The sequence below is a fragment of the Geodermatophilus sabuli genome (assembly GCF_900215145.1).
GTDB classification, from domain to species: Bacteria; Actinomycetota; Actinomycetes; order Mycobacteriales; family Geodermatophilaceae; genus Geodermatophilus; species Geodermatophilus sabuli.
Genome location: NZ_OBDO01000009.1, coordinates 184,517 through 200,249, shown reverse-complemented (window position 1 = coordinate 200,249; position 15,733 = coordinate 184,517). Strand labels below are relative to the sequence as shown.

The window sequence follows — 15,733 nt, the reverse complement described above, 5'->3', positions numbered from 1 at the left end:
GCCGCTCAGCTGAGCAGACCGAACTCCCAGTGCCAGGGCTCCGGCTTCTCGCCGCCGGGGCGGGCCCAGTCCGGCTGGACGAACCCGAAGCGGCCCGCGTTCTCGGCCATCCAGGCGTTCTGCGCGGTCCCGGCCACGTTGATGCCGCCGCAGAGGTCCACCGCCAGGGCCCAGCCGTGGTTCGACGTCCCGGGCACGGCGGCGAGTGCCGGCTTGGCCCGGAACGCCGTCACCTGGGTGGCGTGGGGCCGGTAGGAGTCGGTGATGCACAACGGGCGGCCGAAGGCCGTCTCGAAGGCGGTGGCCAGCGCCGTGTAACCGGCGGCGGCGTCGCACCGCAGGGCGTGCCCGCGGGCGATGGAGCACAGCGTCCCGGAGGGGATCCGCCCGTTCGACCAGCCGCCCCACGCGGGGCTGACCGGGCCCACCGGCGCCGGCGGGGCACCGCACGCGCCCCGGCCCGCGGTGCCGGCGGGGAGCGCCGGGTTGGTCTGGGCCGGTGCGGGCAGGGTCACCCGCACCGCCGCAGCGCCGTCGGGCAGCGCGCGCACGCCCACCTGGTAGGTGGCGGCCGAGGCGGCGACGACCTGGCCCTCACCGAGGTAGACGCCGACGTCGGCCCCGCCGTCGGCGAAGACGAGGTCCCCGACCTGGAGCTGCGCCAGGGGGACCGCGGCGCCTCCGGCCCACTGGTCGCTCGAGCCGGTGGGCAGCGCGTACCCGGCCAGCAGCCAGGCGCCGGCGGCCAGCCCGCCGCAGTCGTAGACGTCGGGACCGGCGCCACCGGGGACGTACGGCTTGCCGACCTGCGCCAGTGCGCTGCTGACCGCGGCCACCGTCTCGGCCGGCAGCACGGTCACCGGCTGGCTGCCGACGACGGCCCACGCCACGCCCGGCACCGGCTGGCCGGCCCCGTCGAGGGCGGGGGAGAGCCCCGGCGGGAGCGCCGCCGGGTCGGCCAGGGCGGCCGCGGGCGGCGGCGTGATGCCGGCGACCGTGAGCCCGCCCAGGTAGTCCTGCCAGCGGCGCAGCGCCTGCTGGTTGGTGGTCTGCTGCGGACCCGCGGACGGGCCGGTGCCGAGTGCCGCCAGCTGCGCGGTGACGTCGGTCCGGAGCCCGTCGGCGTGCTCCCGCACGCCCTCGAGGACGGCGGCGGCCTGCCGTTCCACGGCCGCCACGGCCGCCTGCGCGGTGGCCGTCCGCCGAGTGGCGAGCGCCAGGTCCGCCTGGGCGCGGTCGGCCCGGACGACGGTCCGCTCGAGGTCGCGTCCGGCCTGCTCGGCCAGCGCCTCGCTGTGCAGGACGTCCGGGGTGGCGGCCGGCCGCTGCACGCTGAGCGACAGGAGGGGGTACCGCGACTCCGGGGAGCTCCGGTACAGCGCCGCGGCGTGCGTCCCGACGGCGGCCCGCGAGGTGGCCAGCCGGTCACGGGCGACGCGCTCGGCGTCCTGCGCCTGCTGGAACTCGGCCCGCCGCGCGGCGAGGTCGGCCTGCAGCGCGCGGTACCGGACGGCACCGTCGAGCATCGTGCCCTGGGCAGCGAGCGCCAGGCTGGTGCTGTCGGTGGGCTCGGCGGCGGTCCCGGTGGCCTGCGTGCCCGGCGCCAGCAGGCCGGCGAGCACCGGCAGGACGAGGCCGAGGGCGGCCAGGGTGAGCCGCACCTGCCAGCGGCGGCGGCCGACCGGGGGGACGCCGGGCCGGGCCGTCCGCGAGCGCTTGGTCCGGCGCCGGGACCGCTGGGCGGTGCGGGAGCGGCTCGTGCCGGCCGTCGGACGCCGGGGAGCCGTCCCGGTGCGGGTGCCCCGACCCGCGGTGGCCGACCCGGCGGCGCGGGCGGCGAGGGCGGCCCGCAGCGCCTGGGCCTGCTCGGGGGTCAGCCGGGGGCGGGCCGCGGCCGCCGATGCGGTGGTGCCCGGGGAACGGGTGGAGGCCGCGCGCGGGGTCGCCGCGCGGGCGGGAGTGCGGGGAGTGCTGGCCCGGCCGGCCGGGGTGCGCGGCGTCGTGGCGCGGACGGCAGGCCCGGCGGCCCGGCGGGCGGCGGCCTGCCGTGCGGCCGCGATCAGCGCGGCCTGGCGGTCGGCCGGCGCAGAGCCGCCCCGGGGTCCTCCCGTGCGTGGTGCGGGCACTGCGGATCCCCCGGCGGTCTCGTCGTACGTGGCCGGCTCCGCGGTGTGCAGCGGAGCTCTCGGCCGTCGTATCGACGGGCGGGGCGGTCCCCCGGAGGGACTCGGGGATCGGGGTCACCCCTCCGGGGGAGGGTGGAACGCGGGTGGCACCCGATCGGGCGTACGGGTCAGGGACCGGCGGGGGTGCGGTCGGCGGGGGGCCACCAGCCGCCGTGGTGGTGCTCGAGCGGGATGCGCAGCTCGCCGCCGTCCTCGGTCGAGACGACGAGCTCGACCAGCGTCACGCGGCGGTCGGCACCGCCCAGGCGGACCACCGCGCCGGTGGCCAGCGGGACGGGAGGGAGGGTCAGGTCGTCCCCGGTGGAGGACTCGGCCATGGGGCTCCTCCCCGGTGGACGGCTGGACGGACCTCATGCTGCCCGAGACGCCGAGGTCCCGTCGTCCGGGCGGACGACGGGACCTCGGCGGGCCGGGCTCAGCGGTCGGCGATCTCCACGAAGGACCGCTCGGGGGCGCCGGTGTAGACCTGCCGCGGGCGACCGATCTTGGTCGACGGGTCGGCGATCATCTCGCGCCACTGGGCGATCCAGCCGGGCAGCCGGCCCAGGGCGAACAGCACGGTGAACATCCGCGTCGGGAAGCCCATCGCCCGGTAGATCAGCCCGGTGTAGAAGTCGACGTTCGGGTAGAGCTTGCGCTGGACGAAGTAGTCGTCGCTGAGCGCGATCTCCTCCAGCTGGCGGGCCAGGTCGAGCAGCTGGTTGTCCCCGCCGAGCTTGTCGAGCACGGAGTCGGCGGTCTGCTTCACGATCGCCGCGCGCGGGTCGTAGTTCTTGTAGACCCGGTGCCCGAAGCCCATGAGCTTGACGCCGGGCTCCCTGTTCTTGACCCGCTCGACGAAGCGGTTGATGTCGCCGCCGTCGCGCTGGATGGACTCCAGCATCTCCAGCACCGACTGGTTGGCGCCGCCGTGCAGCGGTCCGAACAGCGCGTTGATGCCCGCCGAGACCGAGGCGAAGAGGTTGGCGTGGGAGGAGCCCACCAGTCGCACCGTCGAGGTCGAGCAGTTCTGCTCGTGGTCGGCGTGGAGCACGAAGAGCATGTCCAGCGCCGCGGCCAGCTCGGGGTCGACCTCGTAGGGCTCCGCGGGGAACCCGAAGGTCATCCGCAGGAAGTTCTCGGTCAGCCCCAGCGAGTTGTCGGGGTAGAGGAACGGCTGCCCGACCGACTTCTTGTACGCGTAGGCGGCGATCGTCGGCAGCTTGGCCAGCAGCCGATGTGTGGAGATCTCGACCTGCTCGGCGTCGAACGGGTCCAGCGAGTCCTGGTAGAAGGTCGACAGGGCGCTGACCGCCGACGACAGCACCGGCATCGGGTGCGCGTCGCGAGGGAAGCCCTTGAAGAACTGCTTGAGGTCCTCGTGCAGCAGCGTGTGCCGCCGCAGCCGGGAGTCGAAGTCGGCCAGCTGCTGCGCCGTGGGCAGCTCGCCGTAGATCAGCAGGTAGCTGACCTCGGCGAAGCTGGCCTTGCCGGCGAGCTGGTCGATCGGGTAGCCGCGGTACCGCAGGATCCCGGCGTCACCGTCGATGTAGGTGATCGCCGAGGTGCAGGCCGCTGTGTTGACGAAACCGATGTCGAGCGCGACCTGGCCGGTCGTGGCCAGCAGCTTGCTCGTGTCGATGCCGTCCGCGCCCTCCGTCGCGGGGACGACGGGAAGGGGCAGGTCTCCACCGGGATAGCGCAGGGATACGTCGGCGGTGCCGGCGGGTGCGCTCGCTGTCTCGCTCATCAGGTGCGCACGCTACTCAGCTTCTGGCTGGTGTGCGCCCTCACCCCCGCCTCGACGGAGTGGGACGGGGCTGTGCACCCGCCCACTCCGTCGAGCGGGGGTCACGGGTGGGTCATGGAGAGGACGTCGAGTGCCTCGTCGAGCTGGGCCTCGGTGAGCTTGCCCTGCTCGACGTAACCGCGCTCGACGACGACCTGGCGGATCGTCTTCTGCTCGGCCAGCGACTGCTTGGCGACCTTGGCGGCCTCCTCGTAGCCGATGTACTTGTTCAGCGGCGTCACGATCGACGGCGAGGACTCCGCGTACTCCCGGCACTGCTCGACGTTGGCGACGATCCCGTCCACGCAGCGGTCGGCGAGCAGCCGGCTGACGTTGGCCAGCAAGCGGATCGACTCCAGCACGTTGCGGGCCATCAGCGGCAGGGTCACGTTGAGCTCGAAGACGCCGGTGGTGCCGGCGTAGGTCACCGCGGCGTCGTTCCCGATCACCTGCGCGCCCACCTGGATCACCGCCTCGGGGATCACCGGGTTGACCTTGCCCGGCATGATCGAGCTGCCCGGCTGGAGATCCGGCAGCTGGATCTCGCCGAGGCCGGTGCGCGGGCCGGAGCCCATCCAGCGCAGGTCGTTGGCGATCTTGATCAGCCCGACGGCGATGGTCTTCAGCTGACCGGAGCCCTCGACCAGCGCGTCCCGGGAGCTCTGCGCCTCGAAGTGGTCGCGGGCCTCGGTCAACGGGAGGTCCAGCTCGCCGGCGAGCTTGTCGATGATGGCCGCGGCGAACCCGGGCGGGGTGTTGATCCCGGTGCCGACGGCGGTGCCGCCCAGCGGCAGCTCGCCGATGCGCGGCAGGGAGGCCTGCAGCCGCTCGATGCCGTAGCGCACGGCCGCGGCGTAGCCGCCGAACTCCTGGCCGAGGGTGACCGGGGTGGCGTCCATCAGGTGGGTGCGCCCGCTCTTGACGACCTGGGCGAACTCCTCGGCCTTGCGGGCGAGCGAGGCCTCCAGGTGCTGCAGCGCCGGCACGAGGTCGCGGACGATCGCACCGGTCGCGGCGACGTGGATCGCCGACGGGAAGACGTCGTTGGACGACTGCGAGGCGTTGACGTGGTCGTTGGGGTGCACCGGCGACCCCAGCGCCTCGGTGGCGAGGGTGGCGACGACCTCGTTGGTGTTCATGTTGCTCGAGGTCCCCGAGCCGGTCTGGAAGACGTCGATGGGGAAGTGCTGGTCCCAGTCGCCGCGCGCGACGGCGCCGGCCGCGGTGCCGATCGCATCGGCGACCTCCTCCGGCAGCACCCCGAGGGAGGCGTTGACCGCGGCGGCCGCGCCCTTGATGGCGGCCAGCGCGCCGATCAGCTCGCGCTCGATCGGCGTGCCCGAGATCGGGAAGTTCTCGACGGCGCGCTGCGTCTGCGCCCGCCACTTCGCCCAGGCGGGGACCCGCACCTCGCCCATGGAGTCGTGCTCGATGCGGTACTCGTCCTGCCCTGCGCCGTCCTGCTGTGGGGCCACGCTGCGCTCCCGGTGTGGTGTGTCGGTCCAGTGCTCCGCCCGCGACCCTAGAGGGCTCTCCGGACGGCCGTTCCGCGCGGAGCCGACAGCCCTGGTCGGGACGGCGGGCGGGCCCTAGCATCCCGACCGCCGTCCGGCCCGTCCCACGGACCCGAGGAGCGCACCGACCATGTCGCAGCCGCCGAACCCGCCCCAGGGCGGCCACGACCCCTCGGGCGAGCAGCCCGGCCGGAAGGGCTGGGGGCAGCCGGCTCCCGAGGACGACGAGACCCAGCAGCTGGGTTCCCCGGCCGCCCAGGACGACGTGACGACGCAGGAGCTGGGCCCCTCGGGCGGGACGACGCGGCAGATCCGGCCGGGCGACCGCCTCCCGCCGCCGCCCCCGGGCGCGGAGCGGCACGACACGCGGCAGTTCCACCCGCCGCAGACCGGCCAGCAGCCCCCGGGGTACGGCCCGCCGCCGGGGTACGGGCAGCACCCGCCCGGCCAGCCGCCGTACGGTCAGCAGCAGCCCGGCTACGGGCAGCTCCCCGGCTACGGGCAGCCCACCTACGGGCAGCAGCCACAGGGGTACGGCCCGCCCCCGGGGTACGGCCCGCCCTCCTACGGCCAGTCCTACGGGCAGCAGCCGCCCTACGGCCAGCCGCCGTACGGGCAACCCGGCCCTGGGCAGGGCCCCCCGGGCGCTCCCGGGGGTGCGGGCTCCGGCAGGCGCAACAAGGTGATCGCCCTGGTCGTGGCGGGCGTCGTGGTGCTCGCGGCCGTCGCCGTGGGACTGTTCTTCCTCCTGCAGGACGAGGGCCGGGACCCCGCGTCGACCGCCACGGAGACGTCCGCCTCGGAGTCGGGCCCCGCGACGTCGGGACCTCCGCGCCGGTCCTCGACGCCCAGCCCGACGCCCAGCCCGACGCCCGAGCCCTCCGGCGGGGAGGACGTGCCGGCCGGCCGGCCGCCGGGGACGCTCGGCGACGACCCCACGCTCGACGCGCTGGCCGGGTCCTGCTTCGAGGGTGACTGGGCCGCCTGCGACACCCTCTACTTCGACAGCGAGATCGGGTCGGAGTACGAGACGTACGGCGAGACCTGCGGTGGGCGCAACGACCCCGACGGCGGCAACTGCGTGGGCCGCTACACCGGCGGGGGCGCCAGCGGTCAGCCCGGCGGGATCCCGGCCGACCTGCCGCCGGCCCAGCCCGCGCCCACCGGGATCGCCGACGCCGACGTGCAGGAGGTGGCCGACGGCTGCGAGCAGGGCGTCATGGCGTACTGCGACATCCTCCGCCTGGCCGCGCTCAACCAGAGCGACCCGGCGCTGCAGCCCTACGGCGACTACGGGCTCACCTGCGGCGGCCGCAACGAGCCGACCGAGACCGCCTGCAGCGAGCTCTACCCGGCGTGAGCCGCGTGGGTCCCGCCCGCCCGCCGAGGGTGGGGCCGACGACGGCCCTCCGCCCGGGGACGGTCCACTAGCGTCGGGCCCCGTGAGCACCAGTCCGGACGCCGTCCCCGAGCCCGACCAACCCGCCGCCGTGCGGGCCTCCGACGCCGACCGCGAGGTCCTCGTCACCCGGCTGCAGAAGGCGCTCGCCGAGGGCCGCATCGACCTGCACGAGTTCGGCGAGCGGGTGGAGGGCGTCTACGCGGCCGTCACCACCGCGGAGCTGGGGACGTTCGTCGCCGACCTGCCCGCCGACGGCCCGCCGCCGGTGGAGATCGTCGGCAGCCGCGTACCGGAGACGATGACGTCGGTGTTCGGCGACATCCGCATGGAGGGGACCGCCGACGTCCCCCGGAACGCCTCCACCGTCTTCGGCGACATCCGGCTGGACCTGCGCAACCTGCGCACCGACGCCGACCGGGTGGAGCTGGTGCTGGGCACCGTCTTCGGCGACGTCGACGTGATCGTCGCCGAGGGGGTCGACGGGGAGCTGTCCGGGTGGACCCTGTTCGGCGACAAGAAGACCCAGCTGGCGCCGGTGCCCCGGGTGGCCGGCACCCCGCGGGTCGTCGTCCGCGCGCGGGCGGTGTTCGGCGACCTCCGGCTGCGCAGCCTGGCGCCGGGGGAGTCGCCGAGCCGCTGGCGGGCGGTCATGGACCGGCTCGCCCAGCGGCACCTGCCGCCGCCTCCGCCCGCGCCACCGGCCCCGGGGCGGCTGGGCTAGTTCGACCGGTCGAACGGGACCGCCGAGTAGGCACGCAGCTTGGCCAGCGAGTGCAGGCTGTCGATCGAGCGGATGGTGCCCGACCGGGAGCGCATCACCAGCGACTGCGTGGTGCAGCCCCCGGCCCGGTACTGGACGCCGCGCAGCAGCTCGCCGTCGGTGATGCCGGTCGCGACGAAGAAGACGTCGCCGCGGACCAGGTCGTCGATGTGCAGCACCCGGTCGAGGTCATGCCCGGCGTCGATGGCCTTCTGCCGCTCGTCGTCGTCCTTGGGCCACAGTCGGCCCTGCAGCGCACCGCCCATGCACTTGAGCGCGCAGGCGGCGATGATGCCCTCCGGGGTGCCGCCGATGCCCAGCAGCAGGTCGACGCCGGTGCCCTCCCGGGCGGCGGCGATGGCACCGGCCACGTCGCCGTCGGTGATGAACTTGATGCGGGCGCCGGCCTCGCGCACCTCGTGCACCAGCTGCTCGTGCCGGGGGCGGTCGAGGATGCAGACGGTGACGTCCTCGGTCGAGCAGTGCTTGGCCCCGGCCACCCGGCGGATGTTCTCCGCCACCGGGACGGTGATGTCGACGACGTCCGCGGCGGCGGGACCGGTGGCCAGCTTCTCCATGTAGAAGACGGCCGAGGGGTCGTACATGGCCCCGCGGTCGGCGACCGCCATGACGGCGATGGCGTTCGGCATGCCCTTGGCCATGAGGGTCGTGCCGTCGATCGGGTCGACCGCCACGTCGCACTCCGGGCCGTTGCCGTCACCGACCGCCTCGCCGTTGTAGAGCATCGGGGCCTCGTCCTTCTCGCCCTCCCCGATGACGACGACGCCCTTCATGCTCACCGTGCCGATCAGTGCGCGCATCGCGTCGACCGCGGCGCCGTCCCCGCCGTTCTTGTCCCCCCGGCCGACCCACCGGCCCGCGGCCATCGCCGCCGCCTCGGTGACGCGCACGAGCTCCATCGCCAGGTTGCGGTCGGGGGCGGGACGGTCGGCACGGAAGGTGCTGCCACGCGAGATCAGGGGGCCATCGGGGAGCGGCAAGGACACGGGACCTCCTGGGAAGGGACCCCGTCCTCCCCACCCCTCGCAAGTTCAGGGTGGGGCCCGGGACGGGGCCACGGACGCATGGCGACAGGGTGCAGGCGCAGTGCTGCGATCCTAGGGGAATGACCGGAGTCGGCCCGACGAGCCAGCCCCCCGCGGGCGCACCGCCCACCCCCTCGCCCGCGATCCAGCGGGCCAACCGGATGAGCGCGGCCAACATGATCCGGTCGCTCGCGCCGCTGGTGGTCATCTGCCTGGTGCTCGTCGGCTGGGCGACCTTCCGGCAGGCGGAGGTGGACCCGGTCCGCGAGGTCGACCCCGCCGGCACGTTGCAGCTGGCCGCCGCCCGCGCGGGCTACCCCGTGGTCGCCCCGGCCGGGCTGCCCGACGGTTACCGGGTCACCAGCGCCCGCACCGACGCCGGCGGCGCGGATCCCGGCGACCCGGTGACCGTCGAGGTGGGGTACCTGACGCCGTCGGCGGAGTTCGCCGGTTTCGTCGTCAGCGACGACGCCCGCGCCGACGCCCTCACCGACGTCCTCGACGACGCGGAGACCGAGGGCACCGTCGAGCTGGGCGGGCAGGACTGGACCCGGTCGACCACGGGACGCGGGGAGACGGCGCTGTGGCGGGAGGACGCCGGGGTCACGGTGCTCGTCACCGGCTCCGCGGACGACGACGAGCTGGCGGCCGTGGCGACGGCGGTGCGGCCCTACACGGGCTGACCCGGCGACGGTGCGGCCGGCCCCGCCCAGGTCGCCGACCGGCTGCCCGCGGCGGCCGGGCTGTCGGTGGCTCCGGGGCACGGGGCGCGGCTGCCCGCCTGAGCCCGGTCGGGCCCGCGGGCCCCGCCGGGCGTTCAGCCCCGCTCGGAGGACTCCGCCGGAGCCGGGGCCGACAGCCGCTCGCGGGCGCGGTCCAGCCAGTGCTGGCACAGCTCGGCCAGCTGCTCGCCGCGCTCCCACAGGGCCAGCGACTCCTCGAGGGTGAGCCCGCCGGCCTCCAGCTTCCGGACGACGTCCGCGAGCTCTTCGCGGGCCTGCTCGTAGGTCGTCGTCGGCTCGTTCGAGGGCTCGGTCGAGGGCTCGCTCATGACCCCGCATCCTGCCGGTCGACGCGGACGGGCAGCCGGCCGCCCGCCACCCGCACGGTGAGCCGCTCGTCGTCGGCCACCTCGACGGGGTCGCGGACGAGCGCGCCGTCGGCCCGCTGGAGCACCGCGTACCCGCGCTGCAGCGTGGCCGCGGGGGAGAGGGCGGCCACCCGGGCGCGGGCGTGCTCCAGGTCGCGCTCGGCACCCTCCACCCGGTGGGTGAGCGTGCGGCGGGCCCGGGTGCGCAGCGCCAGCACGTCCTCCGCGCGGCCGTCGAGCAGCCGCTCGGGCGCAGCCAGCGCCGGACGGCTGCGCACGCTCTCCAGCCACCGCTGCTGCTGGTCCAGGCGGCCGGTCAGCAGGTGCCGGGCGCGGGCCCGCAGACCGTCGACCAGCCGGCGCTGCTCACCGATCTCGGGGACCACCCGGTGCGCCGCGTCGGTGGGCGTGGCCGCCCGGACGTCGGCGACGTGGTCGACCAGCGTGGTGTCGGTCTCGTGCCCGACTGCGGTGACCACCGGCGTGCGGCAGGCGGCGATCGCGCGGACCAGGCCCTCGTCGGAGAAGGGCAGGAGGTCCTCGACCGAGCCGCCGCCACGGGCGATCACGATGACCTCGACGGCCGGGTCGGCGTCCAGCCGGCGCAATCCGTCGATGACCGAGGCGGCGGCGCTCGGTCCCTGCACCAGACTGTGGTGGACGGCGAAGCGCACGGCCGGCCAGCGTCGCCGGGCGGTGACCAGCACGTCGCGCTCGGCGGCACTGTCCCGGCCGGTGACCACCCCGACCACGGCGGGTGCGAACGGCAGCGGGCGCTTGCGGGCGGCGTCGAACAGGCCCTCCGCCGCCAGCAGCCGGCGGATCCGGTCGATCCGGGCCAGCAGCTCACCCAGCCCGACGGCGCGGATCTCGGTGGCCCGCAGCGAGAAGGAGCCGCGGGCGATGTAGTAGTCGGGCCGGGCCCGCACGATGACCCGCGCGCCCTCGGTCAGCTCCAGCCCGGGACGGTCGGCGACCTCCCGGGAGCAGGTCACCGGCACGGAGAGGTCGGCGGCCGGGTCGCGCAGGGTGAGGAAGACCGTGGCCGCCCCGCGCCGGGACAGCTGGGCGATCTGGCCCTCGACCCACACCTCACCCAGCCGGCCGATCCACTCGGCGACCTTCCGGGCCACCGTGCGGACCGGCCAGGGCGCTTCCGGGGAGGACGGTGAGGTCACGCCCCAAGCGTGTCAGACGAGTCCGACACCCCCGCCCCGGCCCCGTGCAGGGACCCGCCGCGAGCGTGCGAGCGGGTGGGGCAGGGGTCCTCCCTCAGACGCCCCGCGGGGCGAGCGGGCTGCTCTCCACGGCCAGCCGGTCCAGCTTCTCCAGCCGGTTGCGCAGCATGCGCAGGTAGGGCTCCCGGGCCTGGTTCGCCTCCTCGTAGTCGAGGAGCTCGCGCACGGTCACGGCCTGGTACCCGCGCAGCCGCCCCCGCAGCTGGGCGACGGTGAAGTCCTCGTACCCCTCGACCGGCGCGGCGGGCCGATCACCGGCGGCCCCGTCACCGGCGGCCTCGCCTCCGGTGGGCTCGCCTCCGGTGGGCTCGCCTCCGGTGGGCTGGTCCCCGCCGGTCGCCGCGGCCACCGGCGTGCCGCCCTCGTCGGTGGCCACCAGCGTGTCCGCGGGTGCCCCAGGCGGGGCCTCGGGCGCCTCCGGGGCGGCGTCGTCCCCGCCGCCGAGGGCGTCGTCCACCCGGGCGCCCTCGCTGGTCACGACCTCGTCCCCGCGGCCGGTGGCGTCGGTGTCGGCCCCGGTGGTCCCGGTGGTCCCGGTGGTCCCGGTGGTCCCGGTGTCCTCCGTCGCCGTCGCGCGGCTCTCCTCGGCGCTCTCCTCGCTGCCGAGAGCCTCGTCGACCCGCGCCTCCTGGTCGGTGACCGCGCCCTCGGGGGCGGCCGGCGTCGCCGCGCCGGTCACCTCGGGCGCCTCGGGGGCGGCGACGCCCTCGTCGGTCACGGTGCCCTCGACGGTCGCGATCCCCCCGTCGGCCGTGAGCACGTCGACGTCGGTGGCGACGTCCGGCGTCTCCTCGGGCAGCGCCGTGTCGAGCGCCGGGCCGGACGTGTCGTCCGCCGTGAGGGGGGCCGGGGGCGTCGTCGGGCTCTCGGCGATCAGGTCGGCGTCGACCAGCGCGGCCTCGGTGGTGCCGCCGTCGACCAGTGCGCTGTCGGGTGCGCCGTCGGCCTCCAGGAGGGCGGTCTCCAGGGCGTCCTCGGCGGTGAGCCCGGGCTGGGGCAGCTGCAGGCCCGCCGCCTGCACCTCCTCGGTGATGTCCTGGAGGGCCTCGACGACCTCCTCGGGCGCCGGCTCGGGGGGCAGCCCGGACACCTCGTCGTCGATCAGCGTGGTGACCTGCGCGGCGATCGCCGAGTCGTCGCCGGCGGCGTCACCGGCGCGGTCGAAGGCCGACGTGTGGACGCGGGTGTCCGGCGTGGCCTCGGGCAGGTCCTCGTCGAAGGTGGCCAGCCCGGGCTCGTCCTCCCCGCGGAGCCCGGTCAGCACCTCGTCGCCGCGGGCGACCAGACCGGAGTAGTGCTGCTGCAGTTTCATCGTGGCCTGCATCGCCAGGCCGATCACGCGGATCGGCAGCCCCGGCAGCGTCTGCGGGAGCCGGCGGGCCTCGTCGAGGACGGTGGCGGCCAGGCCGGCGACGGCGCGGACGGCCTGGGGGATCTCACGCGACATGCGCCCACCCTGCCCCAGAACGCCCGCCTCGACACACCCGGCCGGTGCCTCTCCACCCGGACGTGGCCTTCGTCTCGTTCCTGGGGGCGGCCCGCTGCAGGGACCCGGTGTGAGCGTGCGAACACCTGGGGGCAGCGGGTCCCTTCTCTACCATGGGGGCATGGCTGACCCGCGCGGACGCGTCCTGCTGGCCGACCCCCGGGGCTACTGCGCCGGCGTGGACCGGGCGGTGGTCGCGGTCGAGCGGGCCCTGGAGATCCACGGCGCTCCTGTCTACGTCCGCAAGCAGATCGTCCACAACAAGCACGTCGTGGCCACGCTCGAGCGGCGCGGCGCGGTCTTCGTCGACGAGACCGACGAGGTCCCCGAGGGGTCCGTGGTCGTCTTCAGCGCCCACGGCGTCTCCCCGGCGGTGCACCAGGAGGCCGCCGACCGCCGGCTGAAGACCATCGACGCCACCTGCCCGCTGGTGAGCAAGGTGCACCAGGAGGCCAAGCGGTTCGCCAAGGAGGACTACGACATCCTCCTGATCGGCCACCGCGGCCACGAGGAGGTCGAGGGCACCTCCGGCGAGGCGCCGGCGCACATCCAGCTGGTGGACGGCGCCGACGACGTCGCGAACGTGCAGGTGCGCGACCCGGAGAAGGTCGTGTGGCTGTCGCAGACCACGCTGTCGGTGGACGAGACGCTGGCCACGGTCGACCGGCTGAAGTCGCGCTTCCCCGGTCTGCAGTCCCCGCCCAGCGACGACATCTGCTACGCCACGCAGAACCGTCAGCAGGCGGTCAAGCAGATGGCAGGCGAGTGCGACCTGGTGGTGGTCGTGGGGTCGACGAACTCGTCGAACTCCGTCCGGCTGGTCGAGGTCGCGCTGGAGGCCGGCGCCCGGGCCGCCCACCTGGTCGACTACGCAGCCGAGATCGACCCGGCCTGGCTCGACGGTGTCACCACCGTCGGCGTCACCAGCGGCGCCTCGGTGCCGGAGGTGCTCGTCAGCGAGGTGCTCGACCTCCTCGCCGAGCGGGGCTACCCGGACGTCGAGACGGTGAAGGCGGCCGAGGAGAAGCTGGTCTTCGCGCTGCCGCACGAACTGCGGGTCCGCCGGGCCGAGCCGGCGGCCGACCCGGCCTGAGCTCGAGGACGGCGGTGGCCCCCTCCCGCACGGGAGGGGGCCACCGTCGTCCTCGAGGCTGTGCGGCTCAGCGGCCGGCGGCCCAGCGGACGAGGGCGAGCACCAGGGCGACCCCGGTGGCGACCGCCATGGTCGGGAAGCCGCGGACGAGCAGGGTGGCCAGCCCGGCGAGGTTGACCGAGGCGAACACGGCGTTGACGGCGACGGCGGCGACGATGAACACCAGCGGCGGGGTCACCACCATCGTCGTCAGGTCGCGACGGCGGACGAGCAGCGTGCCCAGCCCGGCGGCCGCGGTGAGCGTGCCCAGCGTGATGATGCCGAGCCCGGGGCCGAGGTAGGAGTCCGCAGCGGCGCCGGCGAGGGTGATCACGAGGACGGCGAGGGCGGCCGCCCAGCCGCGCAGCCGGCTGCCGCGCTCCGGCTCGTCGACGACCCGACCCGCGGCCCGCGGCTCGGCCGGACGGGGAGCGCGGCGCGGGGCGTCGCGCTCGTCGCGCTGCGGGTGACGGGCACGCTCGGAGCGGCCCGGCCTGACCGGCGGGACGGCGGCCGAGCGGTGCGGCACCGGCGGCCGGGTGTGGCCGGAGCGGTCGTCGTCGGAACGCCGGCGCTCGAGTCGGGCCAGGTGCTCGGGCATCGGGGGGATGTCGGTGGAGCGCATGGGTCCGGCCGGCCGCGCCCGCGGGGGCACCGGCGGCCGGGGGATGCGGGACACGTACTCCGCGGCCTCGGGGCGGGGCGCCCGGGGACCGGTGCGGATGCCGGACTCCCGCCAGGTGTCGGCCGTGCTCACCGAGGCCATGGCGCACCTCCCGTTGCTCGTGGCGGAGCCCCGACGTGGGGCTCTGCGTCTGCGGCAACGGTAGCGACGGGAGCCTGCGGCCGCCGGGAGGACCACCCGCCCGCACGCTGTGCAGACCTGCCAAAACGACGGCGCTGAGCGCACATCCGGTGGGGGTGCAGGGGCGGGTGTGACGGACCGGTGCTGGCGCGGCGGCTGTGACGCCGCCGGGATGTCAGCCCGTGGTGCCGTCGCGGTCGGCGTCGACGCCGTCCGGGCGCTGCCCGGGGAGGGGCAGCTCGGTCGGCCGCAGCGTCCGGATCGTGGCCTCCACCGGCGGCGGGGTCGGCACCGGCATCTCGGACACGCCCAGGTCGTCGAAGCGGCGGGCGGCGACCAGCACCGACCCCTCGTAGGACCCGACCGTCTCGTTGTAGCGGGTCATCGTCGAGCTGAGTGCCGAGCCCAGCCGGATCAGGTGACCCGACAGCGTGGTCAGCCGGGCGTGCAGCCGGCGGCCCACCTCGAGCACCTGGTCGGCGTCGCGGGCCAGTCGCTCCTGCCGCCAGGAGTAGGCCACCGTGCGCAGCAGGGCCAGCAGCGTGCTCGGCGTGGCCAGCACGACGTCGCGGGCGAAGCCGTACTCGAGCAGCCCGGGCTCGGCCTCCAGGGCGGTCGTGAGGAACCCGTCGGAGGGGACGAACAGCACGGTGAAGGGGGCGGCCGGACGGAACGCCGTGGGGTAGCGCCGGGCGGACAGCGCGTCGACGTGGGCCCGCAGCTGGCGGGCGTGCGCGGCGATCCGCTCGGCGCGGACGGCGACGTCCTCCGCCTGCACCGCCTCGATGTAGCCGGTGAACGGCACCTTCGCGTCGACCACCACCTGCCGGCCGTCGGAGAGGGTGACCACGAGGTCGGGCCGGACGCCGGCGCCGGCGTCGTTGGTGCCGCTGGGCTGCTCGACGAAGTCGCAGTGCTCGAGCAGGCCGGCCACCTCGACCACCCGGCGCAGCTGCACCTCCCCCCAGCGCCCGCGCACGTGGGGCGTGCGCAGGGCCGTCACCAGCGCCGCCGTCTCCTGCCGCAGCAGCGACGACGCCTGCCCGACGGTGCCCATCTGCTCGCGCAGCTCCCCGTGCGCGGTGGCGCGGGCCCGTTCCATGCCGGCCAGCAGCCGGTGCAGGTGGTCCAGCGACTCGTGCAACGGGTCCAGCCCCTCCTCGGCCGGCCGGCGCCGGGAGAGCAGCGCGACGACGCCGAGGGTGGCCGCGGTGGCGAGCAGCGCGCCGATGAGGAGACCGGTGAGCAGAGAGGCGGCGTCCATGAGCGCCGAGCCTGCCGGACGGGTCCGACAGTTCCGGGGAGG

The 15,733-nt window shown here is 75.6% G+C and carries 14 protein-coding genes; 4 read left to right on the top strand and 10 right to left on the bottom strand.

The features are described from left to right. Positions 1-5 precede the first annotated feature (5 nt). The 4 genes from CRP39_RS19605 to CRP39_RS19590 form a co-directional block, all read right to left on the bottom strand. A complete protein-coding gene (locus CRP39_RS19605; protein WP_245853980.1) occupies positions 6-2,126 on the bottom strand; it encodes an NlpC/P60 family protein in 2,121 nt (706 codons plus the stop codon). Positions 2,127-2,293: 167 nt separating this feature from the next. Beyond that, on the bottom strand, positions 2,294-2,503 hold the full coding sequence (locus CRP39_RS19600; RefSeq protein WP_097208054.1) for a hypothetical protein: 210 nt from the start codon (positions 2,501-2,503) through the stop codon (positions 2,294-2,296). A gap of 98 nt (positions 2,504-2,601) precedes the next feature. After that, complete coding sequence (locus CRP39_RS19595) at positions 2,602-3,915, bottom strand: citrate synthase (protein WP_097208053.1); 1,314 nt, start codon at positions 3,913-3,915, stop codon at positions 2,602-2,604. 101 nt (positions 3,916-4,016) lie between these two features. Continuing rightward, complete coding sequence (locus CRP39_RS19590; RefSeq protein WP_097208052.1) at positions 4,017-5,429, bottom strand: class II fumarate hydratase; 1,413 nt, start codon at positions 5,427-5,429, stop codon at positions 4,017-4,019. Positions 5,430-5,598: 169 nt separating this feature from the next. On the opposite strand from CRP39_RS19590, the gene CRP39_RS19585 reads away from it, so the two are divergent. Together CRP39_RS19585 and CRP39_RS19580 are read left to right on the top strand one after the other, a co-directional pair. Further along, a complete protein-coding gene (locus tag CRP39_RS19585) occupies positions 5,599-6,828 on the top strand; it encodes a hypothetical protein (protein WP_097208051.1) in 1,230 nt (409 codons plus the stop codon). Positions 6,829-6,910: 82 nt separating this feature from the next. Continuing rightward, positions 6,911-7,591 (top strand): DUF1707 SHOCT-like domain-containing protein, encoded by a 681-nt coding sequence (locus CRP39_RS19580; RefSeq protein WP_097208050.1) that lies wholly within the window; start codon positions 6,911-6,913, stop codon positions 7,589-7,591. On the opposite strand, the gene glpX is transcribed toward CRP39_RS19580, so the two are convergent. Then, positions 7,588-8,637, bottom strand: a complete 1,050-nt coding sequence (gene glpX / locus CRP39_RS19575; protein ID WP_281253794.1) for a class II fructose-bisphosphatase — start codon at positions 8,635-8,637, stop codon at positions 7,588-7,590. The genes CRP39_RS19580 and glpX overlap by 4 nt on opposite strands. 119 nt (positions 8,638-8,756) lie before the next feature. On the opposite strand from glpX, the gene CRP39_RS19570 reads away from it, so the two are divergent. Next, the gene (locus CRP39_RS19570; RefSeq protein WP_097208049.1) at positions 8,757-9,359 is read left to right on the top strand and encodes a DUF4245 domain-containing protein; all 603 of its coding nucleotides are present in this window, start codon (positions 8,757-8,759) and stop codon (positions 9,357-9,359) included. 134 nt (positions 9,360-9,493) lie between these two features. Here the strand turns inward: CRP39_RS19570 and CRP39_RS19565 are convergent, their stop codons facing one another. The 3 genes from CRP39_RS19565 to CRP39_RS19555 all read right to left on the bottom strand — a co-directional run bounded on the left by CRP39_RS19565 (position 9,494) and on the right by CRP39_RS19555 (position 12,451). Beyond that, positions 9,494-9,727, bottom strand: coding sequence for an exodeoxyribonuclease VII small subunit (locus CRP39_RS19565; protein ID WP_097208048.1), 234 nt, complete (start codon positions 9,725-9,727; stop codon positions 9,494-9,496). Further along, on the bottom strand, positions 9,724-10,944 hold the full coding sequence (gene xseA, locus CRP39_RS19560) for an exodeoxyribonuclease VII large subunit (RefSeq protein WP_097208047.1): 1,221 nt from the start codon (positions 10,942-10,944) through the stop codon (positions 9,724-9,726). Before xseA ends, CRP39_RS19565 begins: the two co-directional genes overlap by 4 nt. A 94-nt stretch (positions 10,945-11,038) precedes the next feature. Beyond that, positions 11,039-12,451, bottom strand: coding sequence for a hypothetical protein (locus CRP39_RS19555; RefSeq protein ID WP_097208046.1), 1,413 nt, complete (start codon positions 12,449-12,451; stop codon positions 11,039-11,041). 160 nt (positions 12,452-12,611) lie between these two features. On the opposite strand from CRP39_RS19555, the gene CRP39_RS19550 reads away from it, so the two are divergent. Then, positions 12,612-13,583, top strand: a complete 972-nt coding sequence (locus CRP39_RS19550; RefSeq protein WP_097208045.1) for a 4-hydroxy-3-methylbut-2-enyl diphosphate reductase — start codon at positions 12,612-12,614, stop codon at positions 13,581-13,583. Positions 13,584-13,650: 67 nt separating this feature from the next. On the opposite strand, the gene CRP39_RS19545 is transcribed toward CRP39_RS19550, so the two are convergent. Both CRP39_RS19545 and CRP39_RS19540 read right to left on the bottom strand, forming a co-directional pair. Then, positions 13,651-14,388: a DUF6542 domain-containing protein gene (locus tag CRP39_RS19545; protein ID WP_097208044.1), complete on the bottom strand. Its 738-nt coding sequence runs from the start codon at positions 14,386-14,388 to the stop codon at positions 13,651-13,653. A gap of 214 nt (positions 14,389-14,602) precedes the next feature. Further along, positions 14,603-15,691, bottom strand: a complete 1,089-nt coding sequence (locus CRP39_RS19540; RefSeq protein ID WP_097208043.1) for a DNA recombination protein RmuC — start codon at positions 15,689-15,691, stop codon at positions 14,603-14,605. Positions 15,692-15,733: the final 42 nt, after the last annotated feature.